The organism is Variovorax paradoxus, assembly GCF_030815855.1.
GTDB classification, from domain to species: domain Bacteria; phylum Pseudomonadota; class Gammaproteobacteria; order Burkholderiales; family Burkholderiaceae_C; genus Variovorax; species Variovorax paradoxus_M.
The window spans coordinates 5,526,151-5,546,136 of sequence record NZ_JAUSXG010000001.1 but is presented as its reverse complement, the minus strand read 5'-3'; the positions used below and the strand labels follow the sequence as shown (position 1 = coordinate 5,546,136).

At 66.2% G+C, this 19,986-nt stretch carries 15 protein-coding genes; 8 read left to right on the top strand and 7 right to left on the bottom strand.

Annotation, left to right across the window (positions count from 1 at the left end; all coding sequences use genetic code 11):
* The 4 genes from QFZ42_RS26320 to QFZ42_RS26305 all read left to right on the top strand — a co-directional run bounded on the left by QFZ42_RS26320 (window position 1) and on the right by QFZ42_RS26305 (window position 3,741).
* Entirely contained in the window at window positions 1-432 is a 432-nt protein-coding gene (locus tag QFZ42_RS26320) for a hypothetical protein (RefSeq protein ID WP_307703800.1), read from the top strand.
* A 121-nt stretch (window positions 433-553) separates the two neighbouring features.
* On the top strand, window positions 554-973 hold the full coding sequence (locus QFZ42_RS26315) for a barstar family protein (protein ID WP_307703799.1): 420 nt from the start codon (window positions 554-556) through the stop codon (window positions 971-973).
* Between the two features lie 256 nt (window positions 974-1,229).
* On the top strand, window positions 1,230-2,924 hold the full coding sequence (locus tag QFZ42_RS26310) for a ShlB/FhaC/HecB family hemolysin secretion/activation protein (protein WP_307704307.1): 1,695 nt from the start codon (window positions 1,230-1,232) through the stop codon (window positions 2,922-2,924).
* A 91-nt stretch (window positions 2,925-3,015) separates the two neighbouring features.
* A complete protein-coding gene (locus QFZ42_RS26305; protein ID WP_307703798.1) occupies window positions 3,016-3,741 on the top strand; it encodes a hypothetical protein in 726 nt (241 codons plus the stop codon).
* 15 nt (window positions 3,742-3,756) lie between these two features.
* Here the strand turns inward: QFZ42_RS26305 and mdeB are convergent, their stop codons facing one another.
* Window positions 3,757-6,417 carry an alpha-ketoglutarate dehydrogenase gene (gene mdeB / locus QFZ42_RS26300; protein WP_307703797.1) on the bottom strand — a complete coding sequence of 887 codons (2,661 nt, stop codon included), beginning with the start codon at window positions 6,415-6,417 and terminating at the stop codon, window positions 3,757-3,759.
* Window positions 6,418-6,522: 105 nt separating this feature from the next.
* On the opposite strand from mdeB, the gene QFZ42_RS26295 reads away from it, so the two are divergent.
* Entirely contained in the window at window positions 6,523-6,987 is a 465-nt protein-coding gene (locus tag QFZ42_RS26295) for an Lrp/AsnC family transcriptional regulator (protein WP_307703796.1), read from the top strand.
* A gap of 55 nt (window positions 6,988-7,042) precedes the next feature.
* On the opposite strand, the gene QFZ42_RS26290 is transcribed toward QFZ42_RS26295, so the two are convergent.
* On the bottom strand, window positions 7,043-9,310 hold the full coding sequence (locus tag QFZ42_RS26290) for a PhoX family protein (RefSeq protein ID WP_307703795.1): 2,268 nt from the start codon (window positions 9,308-9,310) through the stop codon (window positions 7,043-7,045).
* A gap of 88 nt (window positions 9,311-9,398) precedes the next feature.
* Window positions 9,399-10,550, bottom strand: a complete 1,152-nt coding sequence (gene mltA, locus QFZ42_RS26285; protein ID WP_307703794.1) for a murein transglycosylase A — start codon at window positions 10,548-10,550, stop codon at window positions 9,399-9,401.
* Between mltA and QFZ42_RS26280 the strand changes: the two genes are divergently transcribed.
* The 3 genes from QFZ42_RS26280 to QFZ42_RS26270 all read left to right on the top strand — a co-directional run bounded on the left by QFZ42_RS26280 (window position 10,549) and on the right by QFZ42_RS26270 (window position 12,239).
* The gene (locus tag QFZ42_RS26280; RefSeq protein WP_307703793.1) at window positions 10,549-10,710 is read left to right on the top strand and encodes a hypothetical protein; all 162 of its coding nucleotides are present in this window, start codon (window positions 10,549-10,551) and stop codon (window positions 10,708-10,710) included. The two genes, mltA and QFZ42_RS26280, sit on opposite strands and share 2 nt — an antisense overlap.
* 197 nt (window positions 10,711-10,907) lie before the next feature.
* Window positions 10,908-11,567 (top strand): OmpA family protein, encoded by a 660-nt coding sequence (locus QFZ42_RS26275; protein WP_307703792.1) that lies wholly within the window; start codon window positions 10,908-10,910, stop codon window positions 11,565-11,567.
* Between the two features lie 108 nt (window positions 11,568-11,675).
* Window positions 11,676-12,239: an OmpA family protein gene (locus QFZ42_RS26270; RefSeq protein WP_307703791.1), complete on the top strand. Its 564-nt coding sequence runs from the start codon at window positions 11,676-11,678 to the stop codon at window positions 12,237-12,239.
* Between the two features lie 15 nt (window positions 12,240-12,254).
* Here QFZ42_RS26270 and QFZ42_RS26265 read toward each other — a convergent pair whose 3' ends face one another.
* The 4 genes from QFZ42_RS26265 to QFZ42_RS26250 are packed head-to-tail and all read right to left on the bottom strand — an operon-like array spanning window position 12,255 to window position 19,979.
* The gene (locus tag QFZ42_RS26265) at window positions 12,255-12,881 is read right to left on the bottom strand and encodes a response regulator transcription factor (RefSeq protein ID WP_307703790.1); all 627 of its coding nucleotides are present in this window, start codon (window positions 12,879-12,881) and stop codon (window positions 12,255-12,257) included.
* A 40-nt stretch (window positions 12,882-12,921) separates the two neighbouring features.
* Window positions 12,922-14,970 (bottom strand): two-component system sensor histidine kinase NtrB, encoded by a 2,049-nt coding sequence (locus QFZ42_RS26260; protein WP_307703789.1) that lies wholly within the window; start codon window positions 14,968-14,970, stop codon window positions 12,922-12,924.
* The gene (locus QFZ42_RS26255; RefSeq protein WP_307703788.1) at window positions 14,971-15,786 is read right to left on the bottom strand and encodes a carbon-nitrogen hydrolase family protein; all 816 of its coding nucleotides are present in this window, start codon (window positions 15,784-15,786) and stop codon (window positions 14,971-14,973) included.
* The gene (locus tag QFZ42_RS26250) at window positions 15,783-19,979 is read right to left on the bottom strand and encodes a YhdP family protein (RefSeq protein ID WP_307703787.1); all 4,197 of its coding nucleotides are present in this window, start codon (window positions 19,977-19,979) and stop codon (window positions 15,783-15,785) included. Before QFZ42_RS26250 ends, QFZ42_RS26255 begins: the two co-directional genes overlap by 4 nt.
* Window positions 19,980-19,986: the final 7 nt, after the last annotated feature.

Here is a 19,986-nt window from a genome sequence, read left to right as displayed (position 1 = left end):
ATGGGTAAGCATTTTTTTGTTAACGGCGATAGAACTGTTGATTCAAATGATAGATTGTGGGTAACCAGTTCAAATATTTTTCACACCATTTTTGATCGAGTTGAGAAACATTTCAGGCCACATGAGCAGACGTGCAGAGAAAAATGCTTCGAAGATACCGGCATAGACGGAATTGATCTCGACTTCATTAGCAAAGACTGTTTCAATATTTTTTATCTTCGCTGCAAAGAAGCATTGGAGCATTATCCTGATGCAGAAATGCTTGTATGGCTCGATAAATTTTCGGATGAGCCGGAGAAGCGTGATGACTACGTAAGTGGCATCACTTGGTATTGGTCGCAAGAAGTGCTCAAGCGCCTCACGCTAGATAAACGATATGACCCAGCGTGGATTGAGGGTTATCGACATAGCAGGGTGCGCGCCACAGAATAAATTGCGCTCAAAGATTTGCAGTCACCTTAAAAACATCGAGCAAGTTCGCCTAGTGCTCAATGGGCTATTGGCGAAATAATTGCACGCAAAGTTACCGCCGCGACGCAATCAAAGACACCTCTTGCAAGCGAATAAAATGAATATGTCCGAGGGTGTTCTGATTGCGAGAAAGGATGATATTCAAGAGGTTTGCGAAGAGAAGGCAAAGCGGGGATGGAAAGTATTTGATATGCCATCCGGCATAAGCAATAAGCTCGAGTTTTTTGATGCAGTGCGAGCAGTGTTGCCACTTGATCCCCCCTTGCATACCGATGGCGAAAATTGGGATGCATTGAACGATTCGCTATGGGCCGGCCTTCACTCTTTACGCATTCCAGGCAGCATAATTGTGTGGAGGGAATCTGATTCATTGAAAAACGATTTCAGTTCGGATTTTGAAAATGCTTTGGGAGTTTTTAACTCTATCGCAAACACAATTTCGGACCCAAAATATGGCGGTGGATTTTCGAGCCATTTGATCGTTTTTTTGGTGGAAAATTAAATTCTTTATGGCACGCCAGGTGCTTTATGGCACTTCACGCGTTGCGCAGAAAAATTCATCGATAACTATTAGATTGAAAGTCTTCCGAGACATCGATCGTGAAGACTTGGTGTTTTCCGGCCGTCACCATTTGTCTGTCGATCTTCTGAAGTCAAACGTCAAGCAATGGACATCTTCGGGATGACCAAGAGCACTACAAGAAAACAGGGAGTGGTATTTCGTGAAACTTAATTGGTCGGTCGCCGCGTTGACGGCGATTCCCTTGGCAGTAATCGCACAGCAGACCCCGACGACCCCTCAACCCTTCGTCGAACAGCAACGCCAACAGGAACGCGAACGTGCCCTGCGCGAGCAGAACGAACGCACGGTCGACCAGCGACTGAAGGCGGCACCGCCCGCGCCGGTGGCACGCATCCCCGAAACCGAAGCCCCGTGCTTTCGCATCGATCGCGTGTTGCTGGTCGGCGAGCAGGCCGAAGACTTCCGGTGGGCTGTTTCTGATCTGTCTGGGCCTGAAGGCAACGACTCCCCGCTCGGCCGCTGCCTGGGCACCGCAGGCGTGAACGTGGTCCTCGCCCGCGCTCAGCAGGCGGCCATCGCGCGTGGGTTTGTCACCACCCGCGTGCTGGCCGCGCCGCAGGACTTGTCCACCGGCACCCTGACCCTCTCGCTGGTGCCCGGGCGCATCGCGACCATCCGCCTGACGCCTGACTCTTCCTCTACGCTGCTCGGCAGCTCCGCCTTGTTGGCCACCGCGATCCCCGCGCGGGTCGGCGAGCTGCTGAACCTGCGCGACATCGAGCAGGGCCTGGAGAACCTCAAGCGCGCCCCCACGGCCGAGGCCGACATCCAGATCGAGCCCTCGACCGCACCTGATGCCAAGCCCGGCGACAGCGACTTGGTAGTCAAGTACGTGCAGCCGCGCAAGGTGCGCCTCTCGCTGAGCCTGGACGACAGCGGCACCCAGGCCACGGGCCGCTACCAGGCCGGCGCCACGGTGTCGGTGGACAACCCCTTCGGGCTGAACGACCTGTTCTATGTCAGCGCGAACCACAGCATCAACAGCCACTTCCTCTCGGAGCCGAGCTACGGCACCGAAGGCCAGACGGTGCACTACTCGCTGCCTTACGGCTACTGGATGCTGGGCTTCACGGCTTCCAACAGCCAGTACCACCAAAGCGTGGCGGGGCTGAACCAGGACTATGTGTATGCCGGCAAGACCAACAACGCCGAGGTCAAGCTCTCGCGCCTGATCTATCGGAACCAGAGCCGCAAGACCACGCTGGCGCTCAAGGGCTTCCGGCGCGAGTCGCGCAACTTCGTGGACGACACCGAGGTCGACGTGCAGCACCGGGTGGTGGGCGGCTGGGAACTCGGGCTGAACCACAAGGAGTTCATCGGCGAGGCCACGCTGGAGGGCACGCTGGCGTACAAGCACGGCACGGGCGGCTTCGGTTCCATTGCGGCGCCGGAAGAAGAATTTGGCGAGGGCACGTCGCGCATGAAGCTGTACACGGCCGAGGTGAGCCTGAATGCGCCATTCAAGCTGGGCGAGCAGAAGCTGCGCTATTCGGGCTTGATCCGCGCGCAGTGGAACCGCACGCCGCTGACGCCGCAGGACCGGTTTTCGATTGGTGGGCGCTACACGGTGCGTGGCTTCGACGGCGAGACGAGCCTGATGGGCGAGCGCGGCTGGCTGGTTCGCAATGACGTCGGCTGGGCCATGGGGGCGAGCGGGGCGGAGCTGTATGTCGGCGCCGACTACGGGCACGTGGGCGGGCGCTCGACCGCGGACCTGCTGGGCCGCAGCCTGGCGGGTGCAGTCATTGGCGTGCGGGGGCAGTGGAGCAAGTTGAGCTATGACTTCTTCATGGGCGCACCGATCAGCAAGCCGGAGGGGTATCGCACGGCCAGGACGACCTTCGGATTCAATCTCAACGCGAGCTTTTGATTGGCGCTTGACGCCGCGCAACTGGCTCAGCCTGAGATCACCTTGGTCCGCCAAAAACATATTTCAAAGTATCCGAATGAGAGGGAGCACCATGAAACGCATCATCACCGTCTGCACCATTGCAGTCATGCTCGTTGCTTGCGCCGGGCGGTCCAAGCAAGCGAGCAATGAAGAGCCAGAGCCGCTGTCACATCCCCGGGTCGAGATCGTCTACAACGCCAAGTCCGAACTAACAGTTCTGGATACCGGTGCGACCCCGACAGCCGGGTTCGGCGGGTTGCTCGGGCCTGTGGGGGTGCTGGTGGCGATTGGCGCTGACGTTGCCAGTCGCAGCAACTCGATGGACCAAGTCGCGAGCCGCAGCAAACGCTTTCAGCAGGCGATAGAAGAAAGCCAGGGCGAGCTGACGCTTCATCGGGAATACGCCGAACGCCTGGCCGAAGCCCTGCGCGCGACAGGTCGCGAGGTCAAGCTCACGCCAAGTGATCGCGTCACGGGCGCCGCACGAAAAATGGAACTCGCCGGCTTGAGGGCTACGCCGGGGTACGAGGTGATGCTGCTGCGCATCACCGCCGGTTACGGAGCACCCAGCTTGACCGCGGACTTCCGGCCGATCATTACGGTGGAGTACGCCCTGCGCGACGACAAGCTGCAGCCCATCACGTGGAACTCCGTCATGTCAAACCGGGGCGGTCCCACCTACTTTGCCTATGACACCTTGCTCAAAGAAAACAAGGCGGCCTATGAGGGCGTGCGCCAGGAACTGTTCGCCACCGTGGGCCGGGTGATGAACAACGACTTTCCGAAACAGGAATAGCAGCAATCGCTCCGTTCACCCCAACGCATACCGCGCAGCCCGCGCAATGCTCCCCGCATCCACCCCGAAGAACTCCCGCAGCGCCGCGCGCGTGTCGCTGCGGCCGAATCCATCCGTTCCCAGCGTGAGATAGCGGCGGCCTTCGGGCAAGAAGGCGCGCACGCTCTCTGGCACAGCGCGCACGTAGTCGGTGGCGGCAATGATCGGCCCCTTGCCGCTCGCACCGAGCTGCTGCGCGATGAACGGCACACCGGCGTCCTTCTCACCTGCGATCGCGCGTTGCTCGCAAGCCAAGCCATCACGCGCAAGTTCGCTCCAGCTCGTCACGCTGAACACCTCGGCCTCGATGCCTTCCTCGGCCAGCAACTGCGCGGCCTTGACGACTTCGGTGAGGATCGCGCCCGAGCCCAGCAGCGTGACCTTCGTCTTTTTCGCCTGGCCTGAAGCCGGCGCATACACGCCGAAGCGATAACAGCCGCGCAGGATGTCCGCCTCCGCACCCTCGGGCACATCGGGCTGCGCGTAGTTCTCGTTCATGAGCGTGACGTAATAGAAAACGTCCTTCTGCTCGACCATCATTTCGCGGATGCCCGCGTCGACGATGACGGCCATCTCGCCCGCATAGGCCGGGTCGTAGGCCTTGCAGTTCGGGATGGTCGCGGCCACGAGGTGGCTGCTGCCGTCCTGGTGCTGCAGGCCTTCGCCGCCGAGCGTGGTGCGGCCTGAGGTGGCACCCAGCAAAAAGCCGCGTGCGCGCTGGTCGGCCGCGGCCCAGATGGCGTCGCCCACGCGCTGGAAGCCGAACATCGAGTAGTAGATGTAGAAGGGCAGCATGGCCAGGCCGTGCACGCTGTAGCTGGTGGCCGCGGCCGTCCAGCTGGCAATGGCGCCGGCTTCGCTGATGCCTTCTTCGAGGATCTGGCCGTCGGTGGCTTCGCGGTAGCTGAGCACGGAGCCGATGTCTTCGGGCGCATAGCGCTGGCCCACGCTCGAGTAGATGCCCACCTGCTTGAACAGGTTGGCCATGCCGAAGGTCCGCGCCTCGTCGGCCACGATGGGCACGATGCGCGGGCCCAGGGCCTTGTCTTTCATGAGGTTGCCGAGCATGCGCACGAAGGCCATGGTGGTGCTCATTTCCTTGCCGGCCGCCGCTGTCGCGAACTGCGCGTAGCTCGCTATGTCGGGCTTGGGCACCGCGTCGCATGCGGTTTCGCGGCGGGGCATGGCGCCTCCGAGTGCGGCACGGTGGCTGCGCAGGTACTGCATCTCGGCGCTGTCTTTGGGCGGGCGGTAGAAGTCCATCGCAATGGCCTGCGCGTCGGTGAGCGGCAGGCTGAAGCGGTCGCGAAATTCGAGCAAATCGACGTCGCCCATCTTCTTGTGCGAGTGCGTCGTCATCTTGCCCTGCGCGGCGCTGCCCATGCCGTAGCCCTTCTTGGTGTGGGCGAGGATGACGGTGGGCTGGCCCTTGTGGGCGGCAGCGGCTGCATAAGCGGCGTAAATCTTCACAAGGTCGTGGCCGCCGCGCTTCAGGCGGTCGATCTGCTCGTCGGTCATGCCTTCGGCCAGGCGCGCGAGTTCGGGGTTCTGCCCGAAAAAGTTGTCGCGGTTGAAGCGGCCGTCCTTCGCCGCGAAGGTCTGCATCTGGCCGTCGACGGTGTGGGCGAACACGCGTGCGAGTGCACCGCTCACGTCCTGCGCGAAGAGGCCGTCCCAGTCGCTGCCCCACACGAGCTTGATGACGTTCCAGCCCGCACCCGCGAAGAGCTTTTCGAGCTCGTCGATGATGCGGCCGTTGCCGCGCACCGGGCCGTCCAGGCGCTGCAGGTTGCAGTTGACGACCCACACGAGGTTGTCGAGCCTCTCGCGCGCGGCGAGCGTCAATGCGCTCATCGATTCGGGCTCGTCCATTTCGCCGTCGCCGAACACGCCCCACACTTTGCGGCCTTCGCAGTCGAGCAGGTTGCGGTGCGTGAGGTAGCGCATGAAGCGCGCGTGGTAGATCGAGCTGATGGGGCCGATGCCCATCGAACCGGTGGGGAACTGCCAGAAGTCCGGCATCAGGTACGGATGCGGATAGCTGCTGAGGCCGCGCGCGCCGCTGCCCTGAGTGAAGGCGGGCGCCGTCAGTTCCTGCCGGTAGTGCTTCAGGTCTTCTTCGCCGAGGCGGCCTTCGAGGTACGCGCGCGCGTAGACGCCGGGCGCGCTATGCGGCTGGAAGAACACCAAGTCGCCTCGATGATTTTCATCGCGCGCATGGAAGAAGTGATTGAAGCCGGTCTCGAACAGATCGGCCGCGCTCGCATAGCTTGCAATGTGCCCGCCGAGTTCGCCATACGCCTGGTTGGCCTTGGCCACCATCGCGAGCGCGTTCCAGCGCATCAGCGAAGCCAGGCGCTCCTCGATGGCCAGATCGCCCGGAAACGGCGGCTGGTCTTCCACCGCAATGGTGTTGACATACGGCGTCGCGAGCTCGGGCTGCCAGCCGATGCGTTGCTGGCTCGCAAGCCGGGCGAGCTCCACCAGCATCTGCCGTGCGCGTTGGGCGCCGTGGGTTTGCGCCACCGCCAGGAAGGCGTCGCGCCATTCGGCGGTCTCTGCAGGATCGGGGTCGTGCGAGAGCGGCGTGTCGAGCAGCAATGCGCGCATCTGGTCGGTGGAAATCGGGGCGTTCATGACGGCACTTTAGGCCGCACCGACAAGAATTAGCTACCGGTTCAGGGATATCCATGGCAGCAGCTCAGCATAAAATTCCGCCAATCCAATCTGAAGCCGCATTTCGTGCAACTCGACACCATTGACCTGCGCATCCTCGACGAGCTGCAACGCGACGGCGGGCTGTCGAACGTGGAGCTGGCGCGCCGCGTTCAGCTGTCGCCCTCGCCGTGCCTTGCGCGTGTGAAGGCGCTCGAGACCGGCGGCGTGATCGACCGCTACGTGGCGCTCGCGAATGCGAAGGCGCTGGGCCTCGGGCTCAACGTGTTCATCTCGATCAGCCTCACGACGCAAAGCAAGCAGTCGCTCGCCGACTTCGAGCAGCGCATCGCCGAGCACGACGAGGTGATGGAGTGCTACCTGATGACGGGCGACAGCGACTACCTGATCCGCATCGCGGTGGCGGACATGGCGGCGCTGGAGAAGTTCATCCTGGAACAGCTCACGCCGATTCCAGGCATCGAAAAAATCCGCTCGAGCTTTGCGCTCAAGCAGGTGCGCTACAAGACGGCGCTGCCGTTGCCTCGCTAGCTCGCTCGGCTACCCCAGGCTGCACGCAACCGGGGGTAGCGACCAGCGCAACCGATCAGAGGCCGATCAGGCCGCCGTCGTCCTTGGTGATGACGACCGTGGCCGAACGCGGGCGGGCAGTGCCGCCTTCGGGCCAGTGGCTGCCGAACTTCGTCGGGTCGGTGATGCTTGCGGCAGCGGTTGTCTCACCCGGGTGCTGGATGTTGACGAACAGCGCGCGGCCGTCGCCCGATTCGGCGATGCCGGTGATCTCGCAGTCCTTCGGGCCGACCAGGAAGCGGCGCAGGCCGTCGGTGCCGGGCGCCTTGCCGATGAAGGTGGCCTGTGTCGCCGTGTTGGCACCGTCGACATTGGTGATGGTCCTCGCGGCGCCATCGCCCACCTGGCCGGGCAGTGCGGCAAGCAACATGCAGTTGGTCACGTCGGTGTACTTGCCGTCGTCGGTCTCCAGCCACAGCAGGCCGGTGGTCGCATGGCTGAACCACATGCCGTCGGGGCTGGAGAAGTCGTTGTCGGCCACCAGGTTGGACAGGTTCACGTCGGCCGATGCGGTGGAGCGGGCGCCGAACAGGTAGACGTCCCACTTGAAGCTGACCGCCGCGGGATCGCCGCCGGCGTCGGCAAAGCGAATGACGTGGCCGTTCGGGTTGCCCTTTTGCGCCGTCTGCGCCACGCCCTTGGGGTCGTTGTAGTAGCGCGGATTGGCGGCGTCGGTCGTGCCGAGGGTGCGCGCGGCGTTGTTGGTGAGGGTGAGGTACACCTCGCCGTTCTTCGGGTTGACGGCGGTCCACTCGGGGCGGTCCATCCGGGTCGCGCCGGCAATGTCGGCCGCGAGGCGCGCGTTGACGACGACATCGGCCGCATCGGCGAAGGCGTAGGCCGCGTTGCCGGAAGTGATGCCGTTCACGCCGAGCGAAAGCTCCAGCCAGTTGCCGGTGCCGTCGGCGTTGAAGCGCGCGACATACAGCTTGCCGTCGTCCATGTACTTGTCGCCGGCCGCCATGCCGCCGCCGATGTCGGCCGCATCCCAGGCCTTGGTGGAGACGAACTTGTAGAGGTATTCGTTCTGCGAGTCGTCACCCATGTACCAGACCAGCGGCTTGCCGACCACGACCAGGCCGAGGCAGGCGCCTTCATGGCCGAAGCGGCCGAGCGCGGTGCGCTTCTTGGGCGTGCTGGCCGGGTTGAACGGATCGATCTCGACCACCCAGCCGTAGGTGTTGGCGCCGTTGCGGAAATCGTCGGTGGCGGTGGCGCCGGTCACCTGGGTGTTCCAGCGGCCGTAGATGTTGTCGGCCGTGTCGGGCGTGACGGTGGCCCACAGTTCGCGGCCGGTGCTCGAAACACCGTAGCGGCTGAACGAGGTGATTTCCTTGGCGGTGCGACTGGCGTTGTCGGTGGCTGCAATGCGGCGGAAGTAGCCGGCCCAGTTCTCTTCGCAGGTGAGGTAGGTGCCCCACGGCGTGGTGCCGTTGGCGCAGTTGTTGAGCGTGCCGCGGGTCTTGCTGCCGTCGGTCGAATACTTGGTCTTCAGGTAGTCGGTCTTGGCGGCCGGGCCCGAGAACGTCATTTCGGTGAGCGTGTGCACGCGGCGGTTGAAGCTCGAGTCCTGCTTGTAGCTCCAGCTGTTGCCGTTCTTGTGGACCTCGACCACGCTCACGCCGTGCAGGTAGAACTCGCGCAGCACTTCGTCTGCGACGGTGCGGACCGCGGCATTGCCGGTGCCGGTGATGGTCTGGCCTGTGGGGTGCAGAAACAGCGGCGTGATGGCTTCGTGGTTCATCACGAGCAGGCCGCGAGAGGCGTTGGCCGCGTCCCACTTGTTCGAGGCATTCATGCCGAAGAAGGTCATGCCGTCATGGTGGTCGCCCGCGCGCCGGTCGTAGGTGGCGGGATCGTCGGTGCCGTCGTTCTTGTAGGCAGCCACGCCCGCGGCAATCGGGTCACCGAGGCGATACAGCACGCTGGCGGTGTAGCCGGCAGGCACGCTCACCACGTCGTCGAGGCTCTTGGCCACGGCATTGAAGTTGAGCTTGAGGGGTGCCGGCGCCGGCGGAGCGGGCGCGGGCGCGGGCGGCGGCGGTGCAGGCGGAGCGGGAGCCGGTGCAGGGGGCAGCACGGGGAAGCCGACGCCCCCGCCGCCGCTACCGCCGCCGCATGCCTGCAGCAACGCGGTGCCGGCCGTGCCGACACCCAGGCCGAACAGATGGCGGCGGCTCAGGCGCGACGCGATCAGATCGGTGAAAGAAGGGTTCGAGCTGGGGTTGGTGCCGATGTCGTCAAGATCGATCGAAGGATCGTCGCTGCGGGAGTTTGCGGTCATGCGCAATATCTTTCGTGGGTTGAACAAGAAATCAACCCGCGAAGGTAGTCAGTTCGCATGACACCCGCGTGAAACGTTCAGCCTCGAGTCAGGGCGGCGCTGGTATTTGCCTCGGCCAAAGCGCCCACAGGCGCAGCGGCTGGTTCATGCTCGCGGCGAGGCGGCCGGCATCGGCGCCGGTGCCGGCGAAGTAGTCGGCGCGCACCGCGCCGAGGATGGCGCTGCCGGTGTCCTGCGCCACCACGAGCTTCTGCAGCTGCGCCGCGGGGCCGCTCGAAGCGAGCCAGACAGGCGTGCCATAGGGAATGCTCTCGCGGTCGACCGCGATGGAGCGCCCCGCCGTGAGCGGCACGCCTTGCGCCCCGCGCGGGCCGAACGCCGCATCGAGTTCGCTCATCGTTTCTTCGCGGAAGAACACATAGCGCGGATTGCTCCACAGCAACTGCGACACGCGCTGCGGGTTCTGCGCGGCCCATGCCTTGGTGTCGTCAGGCCACTTGCCGACCTTGGTCACGCCTTGCGAAATCAGCCATTGCTGCACGCTCTTGTAAGGCTGCTCGTTGGTGGCCGAGAACGCCACGCGCACAGTGCGCTGCACGCCGTTGGCTTCGGTGATGCGAAGGCGCCCCGAGCCCTGGATGTGCAGCATGAGCGCGTCGATGGGATCGGCCATCCATGCGATCTCGCGGCCGCGCAGGGCGGCCTGGGCCTCGGGCAGCGTGTCGATTTCCTGGCGGGTGTACCAGGGGCGGCGCGGCACCAGGCCCTCGGGTGCCTGGTAGATCGGCACGTTGAAAGCGGCGGTGGGCACGCGCGAGGCTTCGTACACCGGCTCGTAGTAGCTCGTGAGCTTGCCTTCGCTCGAGCCTGCGAGCGACTCGACCCGGTAGGGCTGCAGCCTCTCGGTCATCCACTGACGTTGTTCCTCCGGCGTGGCGATGGCCAGCTGGCGCACGTCGCGGCACAGCGGCGCAAAGGCCGCGTTGGGACGCGCGCAGTTGGCGAGCAGCGCAATCCAGGCTTCGTGCAATGGGTCGTCGCCGAAGCCCGGCAGCTCTGACCAGCCGACCGGCACCCATCGGCTCTTGGGGTGCGCCAGCGAGCCGGTCAAAGGTCCGAGGTCGCGCGGGGGCGTGGCAGCGGGCCGCGCCGGTGTGTCGGGCACGCGCGGCCCGACCGAGCAGCCGGCCAGCGTTGCTACGATCGCGAGGCCAACCAGCCACTGGAGTCCATTTCTCATGGGTTTGATTTTGCTTGAAGCCCTCGGGGCCGGGCTCGTGTTCGTATTGATCGTCTGGTGGACCATGTTTTCCGGTCGAAAGAAGGGTGAACTGCACGACGAGGACGAGGCCGTCGATGACAACGGCCCCGTCGACAAGGATCCCCCGCCGAATCCGTGAACTCATTGCGTAGCCCGAAGCCGCCTGGGAATGTCGGAGAACAGGCTGTCAGCTATTACTTTAGTAGCAATCATCGCAGTATGCGTGCGGCTTTGCGAGAGTTTTCCACTTTCCTGCAAGGTAGGAAGGCCGTACCATCGCAGGCTCGTCGAAGCTAAGCTGTGGCCCGCCTGATTCAACCTTGAAAAGGATTTGCCATGAAAAAATTCGTACTCGCCACCACTGCCGCCGCCCTCGTCCTGTCCGGATGTGCCGGCGGCATGACCGACACCCAGCGCAACACCGGCATCGGTGCCGGCATCGGCGCCTTGGGGGGTGCAGCCATCGGTTCGGCCACCGGCGGCAACCGCGGCGCCATCGGCACCGGTGCCGTGGTCGGTGCCGCAGCCGGCGCGCTCGGCGGCTACCTGTGGTCGCAGCGCATGGAAAACCAGAAGCGCCAGATGGAAGCCGCCACGCAAGGCACCGGCGTGGCCGTGACGCAAACCCAGAACAACGAGCTCAAGCTTCAGATTCCGAGCGACGTGTCCTTCGACGTGGGCCGCTCGAACATCAAGTCGAACTTCGCGCCGGTGCTCGACCAGTTCGCAAGCGGCCTGCGCAACAACCCGAACGCCGAGGTGCGCATCATCGGCCACACCGACAGCAGCGGCTCCGACGCCATCAACAACCCGCTGTCGGTCGACCGTGCCGCGAGCACGCGCGACTACCTGGTGGCACATGGCGTGAGCGCTGCCGCCTTCCGCATCGAAGGCCACGGCTCGCGTGAGCCCATTGCCGACAACAACAGCGACGGCGGCCGGGCGCAGAACCGCCGCGTCGAAATCTACGTGGGCGAGCGCGCGCCGCGAGGTTGATCGAACCGACAGATAAAAAGATAGAGCATCCATAAAAAGAACGCCGGCCGGGCGGGAGCGGCTGGCACCCATCGCCATCGTTTCAATGTCAATTCAGAGGGAAAACTCATGAGGAAGTTTGTTGTTTCGGGTGCGGCTGCGGCCGCATTGTTCGTTGCGGGCTGCGCCTCGCAATCGCCTGCGCCGGGGTCTGCGAATGCACCGGCTGCCCAGTCGGCCGCGCCTTCCAACAGCTGGACTGCGCGCTTGGCATCGCTCAAGACCGAGTTGGAAAATTCCACCAAGGGCACGGGCGTGGTGATCGAGCAAACCGCGGACAACCAGCTGCACCTCGTGGTTCCCAACGAACTCTCGTTCGACGTGGGCCGCGCCAATGTGAAGCGCAATCTCGCCCAGGTGCTCGACAAGGTCGCCGAAGGCCTGCGCAGCGCCACCACGGCCAGCGTGCGCGTGGTGGGCCACACCGACAACACCGGCAGCGAAGAAGGCAACGAGCGTCTCTCGGTGAGCCGCGCCGACAGCGTGCGCAACCATCTGGTGGCGCGCGGTGTTTCGACCACGGCCATCACCACCGACGGCCGCGGCTCGCGCGAGCCCGTGGCCGACAACGCTACGCCCCCCGGCCGTGCGCAGAATCGCCGCGTCGAAATCTTCGTGGCCGAAAAGGCCTGAGACGCCAGCAGGGCGCTAGAGCTCTCTCAAGCGGTTGGCGAGCTCGACCGCTGATTTCACATCCATCTTCTCGAACACGCGCGCGCGGTGGACCTCCACCGTGCGCACGCTGATGGCCAGCTGGTCGGCAATCAGCTTGTTCGGCAATCCTTCGACCACGAGCCGCATCACATCGCGCTCGCGGTCGGTCAGTTCGGCGATGCGGCCGGCCAGGCTGCGCCGCACGCGCAGCACTTCGAGCGCCCGAAGCGAAGCGCCCAGCGCCTGCTCGATGCGGTCGACCAGTGCGTTGTCCGAAAACGGCTTCTCGCAAAAATCGAAAGCACCCCGTTTCACCGCATCGACAGCGGTGGGCACATCGGCGTGGCCGGTGAGAAAGATCACCGGCATGGCCTCCAGCAGGCCACGCTCCGCGAGCCGGTCGAACAGCACCAGGCCGCTGGTGCCGGGCATCCGCACATCCAGCAAGAGGCACAGCGGCTGCTCCGGCAGCGGCCCCTCGGCCAGCCGCTGCTCGAAAGCCTCGGCGCTTGCAAAGTGCTCGCTTTCGAGGCGGCGCGAGCGCAGCAGCCAGGCCAATGCCTCGCGCACGCTGGCGTCGTCGTCCACGATGAAGATGAGCCCATCGATCAACGGTTGCATATCAGTCGTTTCAAGTGTCGCCGCGGCAGCCCACAAAGGGTCATGCCGCCGGCAAGGTAAAGCGGAACACCGTGCCCCGAGGCCGGTTGGGCTCGAACATCAACACGCCGCCGTGCTGCTCCACCACGGTGCGGCACAGGCTGAGGCCAAGCCCCATGCCATCGGCGCGCGTGGTGAAGAAGGGCGTGAAGAGGCGGCTCGCCACCTCTTCGCTGATGCCGCTGCCGAGGTCGGCCACCGAAAACTCGAGCCAGCGCCGCGCGTCCTCCGCGCCGGTGCCGCCCACCGCGACGGCGCGCGCCACGCGCAGCCGCAGCACCCGTTCTCCGGCATTGTCCGGCATGTCCATGGCCTGCATGGCATTGCGTGCCAGATTGAGCAGCACCTGCTCGACGAGCGTGCGGTCGCACATGGCCAGCGGCAGGCTGTCTTCGAGCACCACTTCGATGCTCACGCCGAGCTTGCGCGCTTGCAGCCGCACCAGCGGCAGCACCGCGTCGATCAGCGCCTGCGGCGCCACCGCCTCGCGCGTGCGGTCGCGCCGGCGCACGAAGTCATGCACGCTGCGAATCACCTGGCCGGCGCGGTCGGCCTGCTCGGCAATGCGCCGCACCGCCATGGCCACTTCGGCCTGCTCGCCCTTCGCATTCGGGCCGAGCATGTTGAGCGAACCGGTGGCATAGCTGGCAATGGCGGCCAGCGGCTGCGTGAGTTCGTGGCTCAGCAGCGAAGCCATTTCGCCCACCGTGGCAAGCCGCGCGCTGGCCTGCAGGCGCTCCTGGCTGGCGCGCGAGAGCTCTTCGATGCGGCGCTGCTCGCTGACGTCGATGAAGGCGCTCATCCAGCCGGTCTGCACGCGCTGCGCGTTGATCAGCGGGGCTTCGAAAATGAGCACCGGAAAACGCGTGCCGTCCTTGCGCATGAAGACCGACTCGAAGCCCTCGCGCGGCGGCATGCCGCCGGCCAGGCGCCGCACCTGCCGCTGCTGGTATTCGTGCGCCAGTTCGGTGGGCCAGTAGGGCACCTCGGGCGATTCGCCGCTGTCGGCCATGAGCTCTTCGGGGCTGAAGCCGACCATTTCGCAGAACGCCGGATTGACGTAGGTGATGCGGCCCTGCAGGTCGCGCGCGCGCAGGCCTGTGATGACCGAGTCTTCCATCGCCTTGCGGAAGGCGAGCGCATCGGCCAGGTCGCGCTCGGCGCGCAGCCGGCGGCGCGTGTCGCGCGCCAGCAGTACCAGCACCGACACCAGCGCGATCGAGATGGCGGTGACCAGCGCCGTGAGCACGTTCGGAAAAAGATCGGGCGCGGCGCGCCAGCCGTCCACGCGCAGCATCAGCGCGGCACCGGGCAGGTCGATGAGCTGCTGCGAGGTGAAGACGCGCGTTCCCGTGCGGCGCGAGGTGCCGAGCGCCACCAGCCGCGTGCCGTCGGTTTCGGTGAATGCCACCTCCTGGCCGCGCGTGAGCGTGGGGCCGACCAGTTCGATGAGCGTGTCGCGCAGCGAGTAGCTCGCCACGAGGAAGCCACCCGCGTCGATGGGCACGCAGAGCTCCATCACTTCGACGCCGCCTCCGCCGAGCACCGGCACGAAGTGGCTCGGCGAATACGCGGGCGCGCCGAGCTTGCGCGCCGCGGTGCAGGCCAGCGCCACGTCGGTCTGGTCGGCGCCGCGGCTCTCGTCGTCGATCAAGCGCATGCGGAAGGGCGTGTTCGCCGCTTCGAGCGGACGCAGCGCGGTGTCGCGCCACTCGAGTCGCAGCCACTCGCGATGCTCGCGCAGCAGCGTCGCCGCGGCTTCGGGCCAGTGCGTGCGGTCGAGCCCCGAAGCCTGCGTGGCACGCAGGCTCTGGGCATTGCGCTGCAAGCCGATGCGAAGGTCGGACACCGCGTCGGCCGTGTCGCGGTCGAGTGTCGCCTGGACCTGCTCGATCTCGTGCCGCCCGGCGAGCCAGACCACGGTGACCAGCAACGCGGACACCAGCACGGCCAGCAGCAGCCACAGGAACCAGCGCTGCCACAGCGAGCGCAGGCGTGCGAACGCGGACAGCGCCCACCGTGGCGATGCGGCGGTCAGCACATCCTGCATCTAGAGAACGCAGTGCGAGAGAACGGGTAGCTGGGCGCGCATGCGACCCGTCTGACCTGCGTCGATGTCGAACAGCACCACGCCTTCCTCGCTGGCCTGCTGCGCCACCACCGTGCCCCAGGGGTCGACCACCATCGACTGGCCCCAGGTCTGGCGGCCGTTCTCGTGCGTGCCGCCTTGCGCGGGCGCCACCACCCAGGCCAGGTTCTCGATGGCACGCGCGCGCAGCAGCACCTCCCAGTGCGCGGCGCCCGTGGTGCGGGTGAAGGCGCTGGGCACCAGCAGCAGGTCGGCGCCTTGTTTGGCGAGTGCCCGGTAGAGCTCGGGAAAGCGCAGGTCGTAGCAAACGCTCATGCCCACGCGCCAGCGGTGGCCGTCGCGCGAGGGCAGGTCGAACACCACGGGCGCGGAGCCCGGTGCGATCACGCGGCGCTCGTCGTAGCGCTCGGTGCCGTTGTCGAAATAGAACAGGTGGATCTTGTCGTAGCGGGCGACGCATTGGCCGTCCGGCGAATAGCACAGCGAGCTGTTGAACACGTGCTCGGCATCGGTGCTCTCGATGGGCAGCGTGCCGCCGACGATCCACAGCCCGAACTCGCGCGCCGCATCGGCAAGAAAGCCCTGCACGGTGCCGGCGCCGGCGGTTTCGCGCAGGCCGAGCTTGTCGGTGTCGCGCGCGCCCATCATGCAGAAATACTCGGGCAGCACCGCCAGCTCGGCGCCGGCCGCGGCGGCTTGCGCGAGCAGGCCGTGGGCGCGTGCAAGATTGGCTTCGCGGGCGATGGCCGACACCATCTGGATGGCTGCGACTTTCATTGCGTGGTCTCCGTTTTCTTGCCTTCCGCCGCAGCCGGCGCTGCGGGAAAGCTCGAGCTGTTCGGCAGGATGGATCGTGGCACCTTGGCTATCTTGGGGTCGGCCCAGGTGCCTTCGATGTGGAACTCCTGCGTGGCGGCGGCGGCGAGCGGCTTGCTCAGCACCCACTGCGCGAGGAAGGTGCCCAGGCCGATGGCGGGGTTGATGGCGGTGGCCACCAGCGCGGCCGTACCGGCATTGATTTCGGGCACCACCACCACGCGCAGGTCTTGCGTTTCGCGCACGATGTCGGCCGAGCCGTCCATCAGCGCGGCGGCGTTGACGCCCTTCATCTGCAGGTTGTTGGTGCTCGCCACGCCGTTGGTGATTCTCGCGTCGCCGCGAATGAAGTCGAAAGCGAAACCCTGGCTGAATACGTCGCGGAAGTCGAGTGTGAGCCGGCGCGGCAGCGCCTGCAGGCTCAACACGCCGAGCAGCTTGGCGAGTCCGGGATCGGCCTTGAGGAACTGGCCCGATCCGACATTGACTTGCAGCTGTCCGCCCAGGCTCGGGTAGTCGAGCGAGAACGGCGAGCCGCGCCAGTTGACATCGCCCTCGAGCCGTCCGCTGCCGCGCCGCAGGACGCCGGGCATGCCGAAGCGCGCAAGCAGATCGCCGGCGTCGGCGATGTCGAGCCTGAAGCTCATGGCGGTGCGGCGCCGCTCGGAGCGTCCGGGCGTGGCGCCGGAACTCGCGGCCCAGGTGCCCTTGGCCGCGAAGCTCGCCTCGGGCATGGTGAAGCTCAGCTTGTTGAGAAGCCACTCGCGCCCCGCGCCGCCGCGGTTGACGGCATCGATTTCGGCGCGGCCGAGCCGCTTGCCCAGCAGCTCGAAGTCGTCGATGACGATATCGAGCGCGGGCAGCGTGCCGGGTTGCTCGTCGAGCAGCGTTTCGACCTGCGTGGCCTCGGTCGGCGCGATCTTGAGCCGCGCGAGCCGCGCATAGAGGCGACCGGCCTGCGAGTGGCTGTACTCGGCATAGCCACTGAGTTCGGTGGCGTCGATGTTGGCGCGCCAGAGCGAACCGTCGCGCGTGCCGCCGAGCACCACGTTGTGCAGCGTGCGGCCTTCAATGGCCAACTCCTGTGCGCGCACCGCGATGCGTGTGGGCAGGTAGCCCATGGCCGCGTCCTCGGGCCGCTCGCCACCGCCCGCTCCCTCGGTTGCCCCAGCCGCGGCGGCGCCGACCAGGGCTTTCCATGCGGGCATGTCGAACTTGGCGATGTTGACATTGGCCAGCACGCCCCTCTCGGGCACGCTGGCGGTTTCGCCTGAGGCCAGGCCGATGCCGATGCCGCCGCGCAGCACGCGCGCTTCAACGCCGGAGATGTCGCGCACATACTGCGCCGCGCCGACGCGGCCGAGTTCGAGCGAAAGTTCGTCCTGCACCGCCACCGAAACGCCTGCGCGAGTTTCGCGCTGCAGCACTTTCTTTTCGATGCGCAGCGGCATCTGCTCGTCGGCCGTCTTCACGAGCGGCGAGGGCATTTGCAAGGCCAGGCCTTGCAGCGTGCTGGTGAAAGAGAACTCGGGTGCACCGTCGCGCATCGAGAAGGTGGCCGCATAGGGCGTGCTGCCGGTGGCCTTGGCCGCGAGCCGGCCCAACCACTCGGCCTCGCGCGCACCGCGCAGCCCCTCGGCCGTGGCCGTGCCTTGCGCCTTCAAGGCCACCTCGCGGTTGGCGCCGGCGAAGCGGCCTCGGCCTTCGAGACGGATGTCGCCACCGAGCAGCCGGGCCTGGACGCCGGCCAGCGCAAAGCCCGTTTCGGTAAAACTGACCGTGCCCTTGGCCTGCGTGAAAGACGGGGCTTCTGGCACGAACTGCAGTTCGTTGCCGCCGGAGAGTTCGATGCTGGCTTGCACCTTGGCGGCATCCATCGCCTCGAGCGGCAGTTCCAGATGCAGCCGGTAGTCGGCCGAGCCGGTGGCGCGCGCCCGCGACAGCGCCTCGCCGGTTTCGCCGGCCAGCGGCGCACCCACGTGCAGCAGCTCGCCGAGCGGCCCCTTGGCCTGGGCATCGACGCGCAGCAGCGCGGCATGGTGCGACATGTCGGCAATCTGCGCCTCGGCCTTGGTCACCTCGATGCCGGCCGCGCCGGCCAGCCGGCCGCGCGCATTGCGCACCAGCATGCCGGCGCGCTCGAACACCAGCTCGCCCGAAACGCCGGTGAGGGCGGGCCAGACCGGCGCGGGCGTGCCGGGCCGAGCGGTGGCGGCGGCTTTGGAGGCGGTGGACGCTGTGGAAGCCGTGGATGCCGCAAGGGCCGAGGCCGGCGGCACGTAGGCATAGTTGACGTCCGCCACCTTGGCGACGATGCGGAACTCGCCCTGCTTCGGATCCATGAACGGCATGTCGTGCAGGTCGCCGCGCACGCGGAAGTCCACGCTGCTGGCCGTGCCCTTGGTGACCGCCTGGCGCACGTAGTCGCGCGTGTGCTGCGGAATTTCGAGCGGCAGGTAGCGGAACACGCGCGTGCCGTCGGCGCGGGTCAGCCGGCCCTGCAGGTCGAGCACGCCCGGGTAGAGCGCCTGGCCGGCGGACACGGCGGGATCGCTGGTGCGCCAGCTGGCTTCGGCCTCGCCTTCGGCATCGGCATTGGCGAACCGCAGCTTGGACACCTGCAACTGGGCATGGCCCTTGTCGAGCTTCCACTGGAGCTGTGCCGCCAGCCGGTCGATGGGAATGGTGGGCTCCTCGAACACGCCCGGGAATTCGAGCGTGCCCTGCGCCAGCGCCAATGCTGCGGTGCCGCCGGTGTGCGTGGCGTCGAACTCGATAGTGGCGCCGCTCAGGCCGGGCGAGCCGGCGTGGGGTCGGGGGGTGGCCGAGGCGCCGGCTTTGGGAGCGGCGGCCACCGCGGGCGGAGCGGGTTGCGACGCGACCCGCAGGCCGCTGACCCGCCCCTTGGCCTGATAACGCTCGGGCGCGCCCAGCGAACCCTGCCAGTTCAGGTCGATGCGCTCGACCAGCCCCCGCGGGGCATAGGCATCGAGCACGCGGTGCGTGGCCTCCCCCAGCGGCAGGCGGTCGGCAATCAGGGCCAGTGCGGCCAGGTCGAGCCGGTCGGCACGCAAGGCGCCATGCTCCGGCGTGCGGCCGCGCGCAGGCGAGTGCTGCAGCCACAGGTTGCCGCCGGGCCAGCGCATGCCGTCCACGGTGTCGAACTGCAAGGCGGTGGTCGAGAACTCGAGGTTCTCTTCGTTCAGCTGGCCCGCGAGACGGCCGGTGACCGAGCGCAGCACCAGGGGCTGCAGCCCGCGGCCCAGCGACGCATCGACGCGGTTGAGCCCGAGGTCGGCCGCGCCGCCGACGATCTGGCCGTCCTTCACGTCGGCCCAGAGGCGCAGTGCGCCGCTGCCTTCGCGGATGCGTGCATCGATGGAGACATAGCGGCCCAGGCGCGTGACGTCCATGTAGGGCAGGTCGGCGTAGAGCTGGCCGTCCCAGGCTTGCCAGCGGCCGGAGCGCACCGACAGCAGGGGCTGGCGGAACTGGCCGCGCAGGGTGAAGCGCTCGCCCCAGCCGGCCGGCGGCGTGGCATCGAGCCGCAGGCCGTGGCGCCGGCCGGCGTTGCGCGCCGCGAAGCGCACGTCGGTCAGCAACAGCGGCTCGGCCTGGCGCTGCTCGTCGGTCCAGCGCACGGTGCCGCCTTCGACCACGAGTTCGCGCTGAGCGAAAAACCAGTCGGCGGCGCGGGTCTCTCCGGTGGTGTCGTTGGACATGTGCAGGCCGGCCACGTGCAGCTTGCCCAGCGCATCGCGCCGCACGTCGACCTGCGGCCCCTCGATATAGAGCTGCTCGAAGTTGAGGCGCCACAGCGAGCGCGGCGACACGCTCGCCACCACGCGCACGAGGCGCAGGGCCTCGCGCTTCTGCGCGTCCTGCAGCACCACGTCGCGCAGTTCGAAGGCCGGGAATAGCCCCTCGGAACGGGCGGTGATCGAGCCGATGCGCACCGGCACGCCGATGGCCTTGCTAGCCTGTGCTTCCAGGGCGCCGCGGTAATCGCCGATTCGCGGCACAATCCATGCGTGTAGGACAACCACTGACAGTGCCAGCAGAAGCCATGCAGCGATCAGCAAACCCAACAGCCAGCGCGCCGTCGCAGCGGTGATCTTGAGCAGACGTGAAGGGGGAGACGCCGTGTCGTTCATTGAGGAT

What these genes read in the sequence shown, in the direction of transcription:
- QFZ42_RS26320 (WP_307703800.1), top strand. Translation starts at nt 1, where the DNA reads ATGGGTAAGCATTTTTTTGTTAACGGCGATAGAACTGTTGATTCAAAT.
- QFZ42_RS26305 (WP_307703798.1), top strand. Translation starts at nt 3,016, where the DNA reads ATGAAACGCATCATCACCGTCTGCACCATTGCAGTCATGCTCGTTGCT.
- mdeB (WP_307703797.1), bottom strand. Translation starts at nt 6,417, where the DNA reads ATGAACGCCCCGATTTCCACCGACCAGATGCGCGCATTGCTGCTCGAC.
- QFZ42_RS26290 (WP_307703795.1), bottom strand. Translation starts at nt 9,310, where the DNA reads ATGACCGCAAACTCCCGCAGCGACGATCCTTCGATCGATCTTGACGAC.
- QFZ42_RS26280 (WP_307703793.1), top strand. Translation starts at nt 10,549, where the DNA reads ATGGGTTTGATTTTGCTTGAAGCCCTCGGGGCCGGGCTCGTGTTCGTA.
- mltA (WP_307703794.1), bottom strand. Translation starts at nt 10,550, where the DNA reads ATGAGAAATGGACTCCAGTGGCTGGTTGGCCTCGCGATCGTAGCAACG.
- QFZ42_RS26275 (WP_307703792.1), top strand. Translation starts at nt 10,908, where the DNA reads ATGAAAAAATTCGTACTCGCCACCACTGCCGCCGCCCTCGTCCTGTCC.
- QFZ42_RS26270 (WP_307703791.1), top strand. Translation starts at nt 11,676, where the DNA reads ATGAGGAAGTTTGTTGTTTCGGGTGCGGCTGCGGCCGCATTGTTCGTT.
- QFZ42_RS26265 (WP_307703790.1), bottom strand. Translation starts at nt 12,881, where the DNA reads ATGCAACCGTTGATCGATGGGCTCATCTTCATCGTGGACGACGACGCC.
- QFZ42_RS26260 (WP_307703789.1), bottom strand. Translation starts at nt 14,970, where the DNA reads ATGCAGGATGTGCTGACCGCCGCATCGCCACGGTGGGCGCTGTCCGCG.
- QFZ42_RS26255 (WP_307703788.1), bottom strand. Translation starts at nt 15,786, where the DNA reads ATGAAAGTCGCAGCCATCCAGATGGTGTCGGCCATCGCCCGCGAAGCC.
- QFZ42_RS26250 (WP_307703787.1), bottom strand. Translation starts at nt 19,979, where the DNA reads ATGAACGACACGGCGTCTCCCCCTTCACGTCTGCTCAAGATCACCGCT.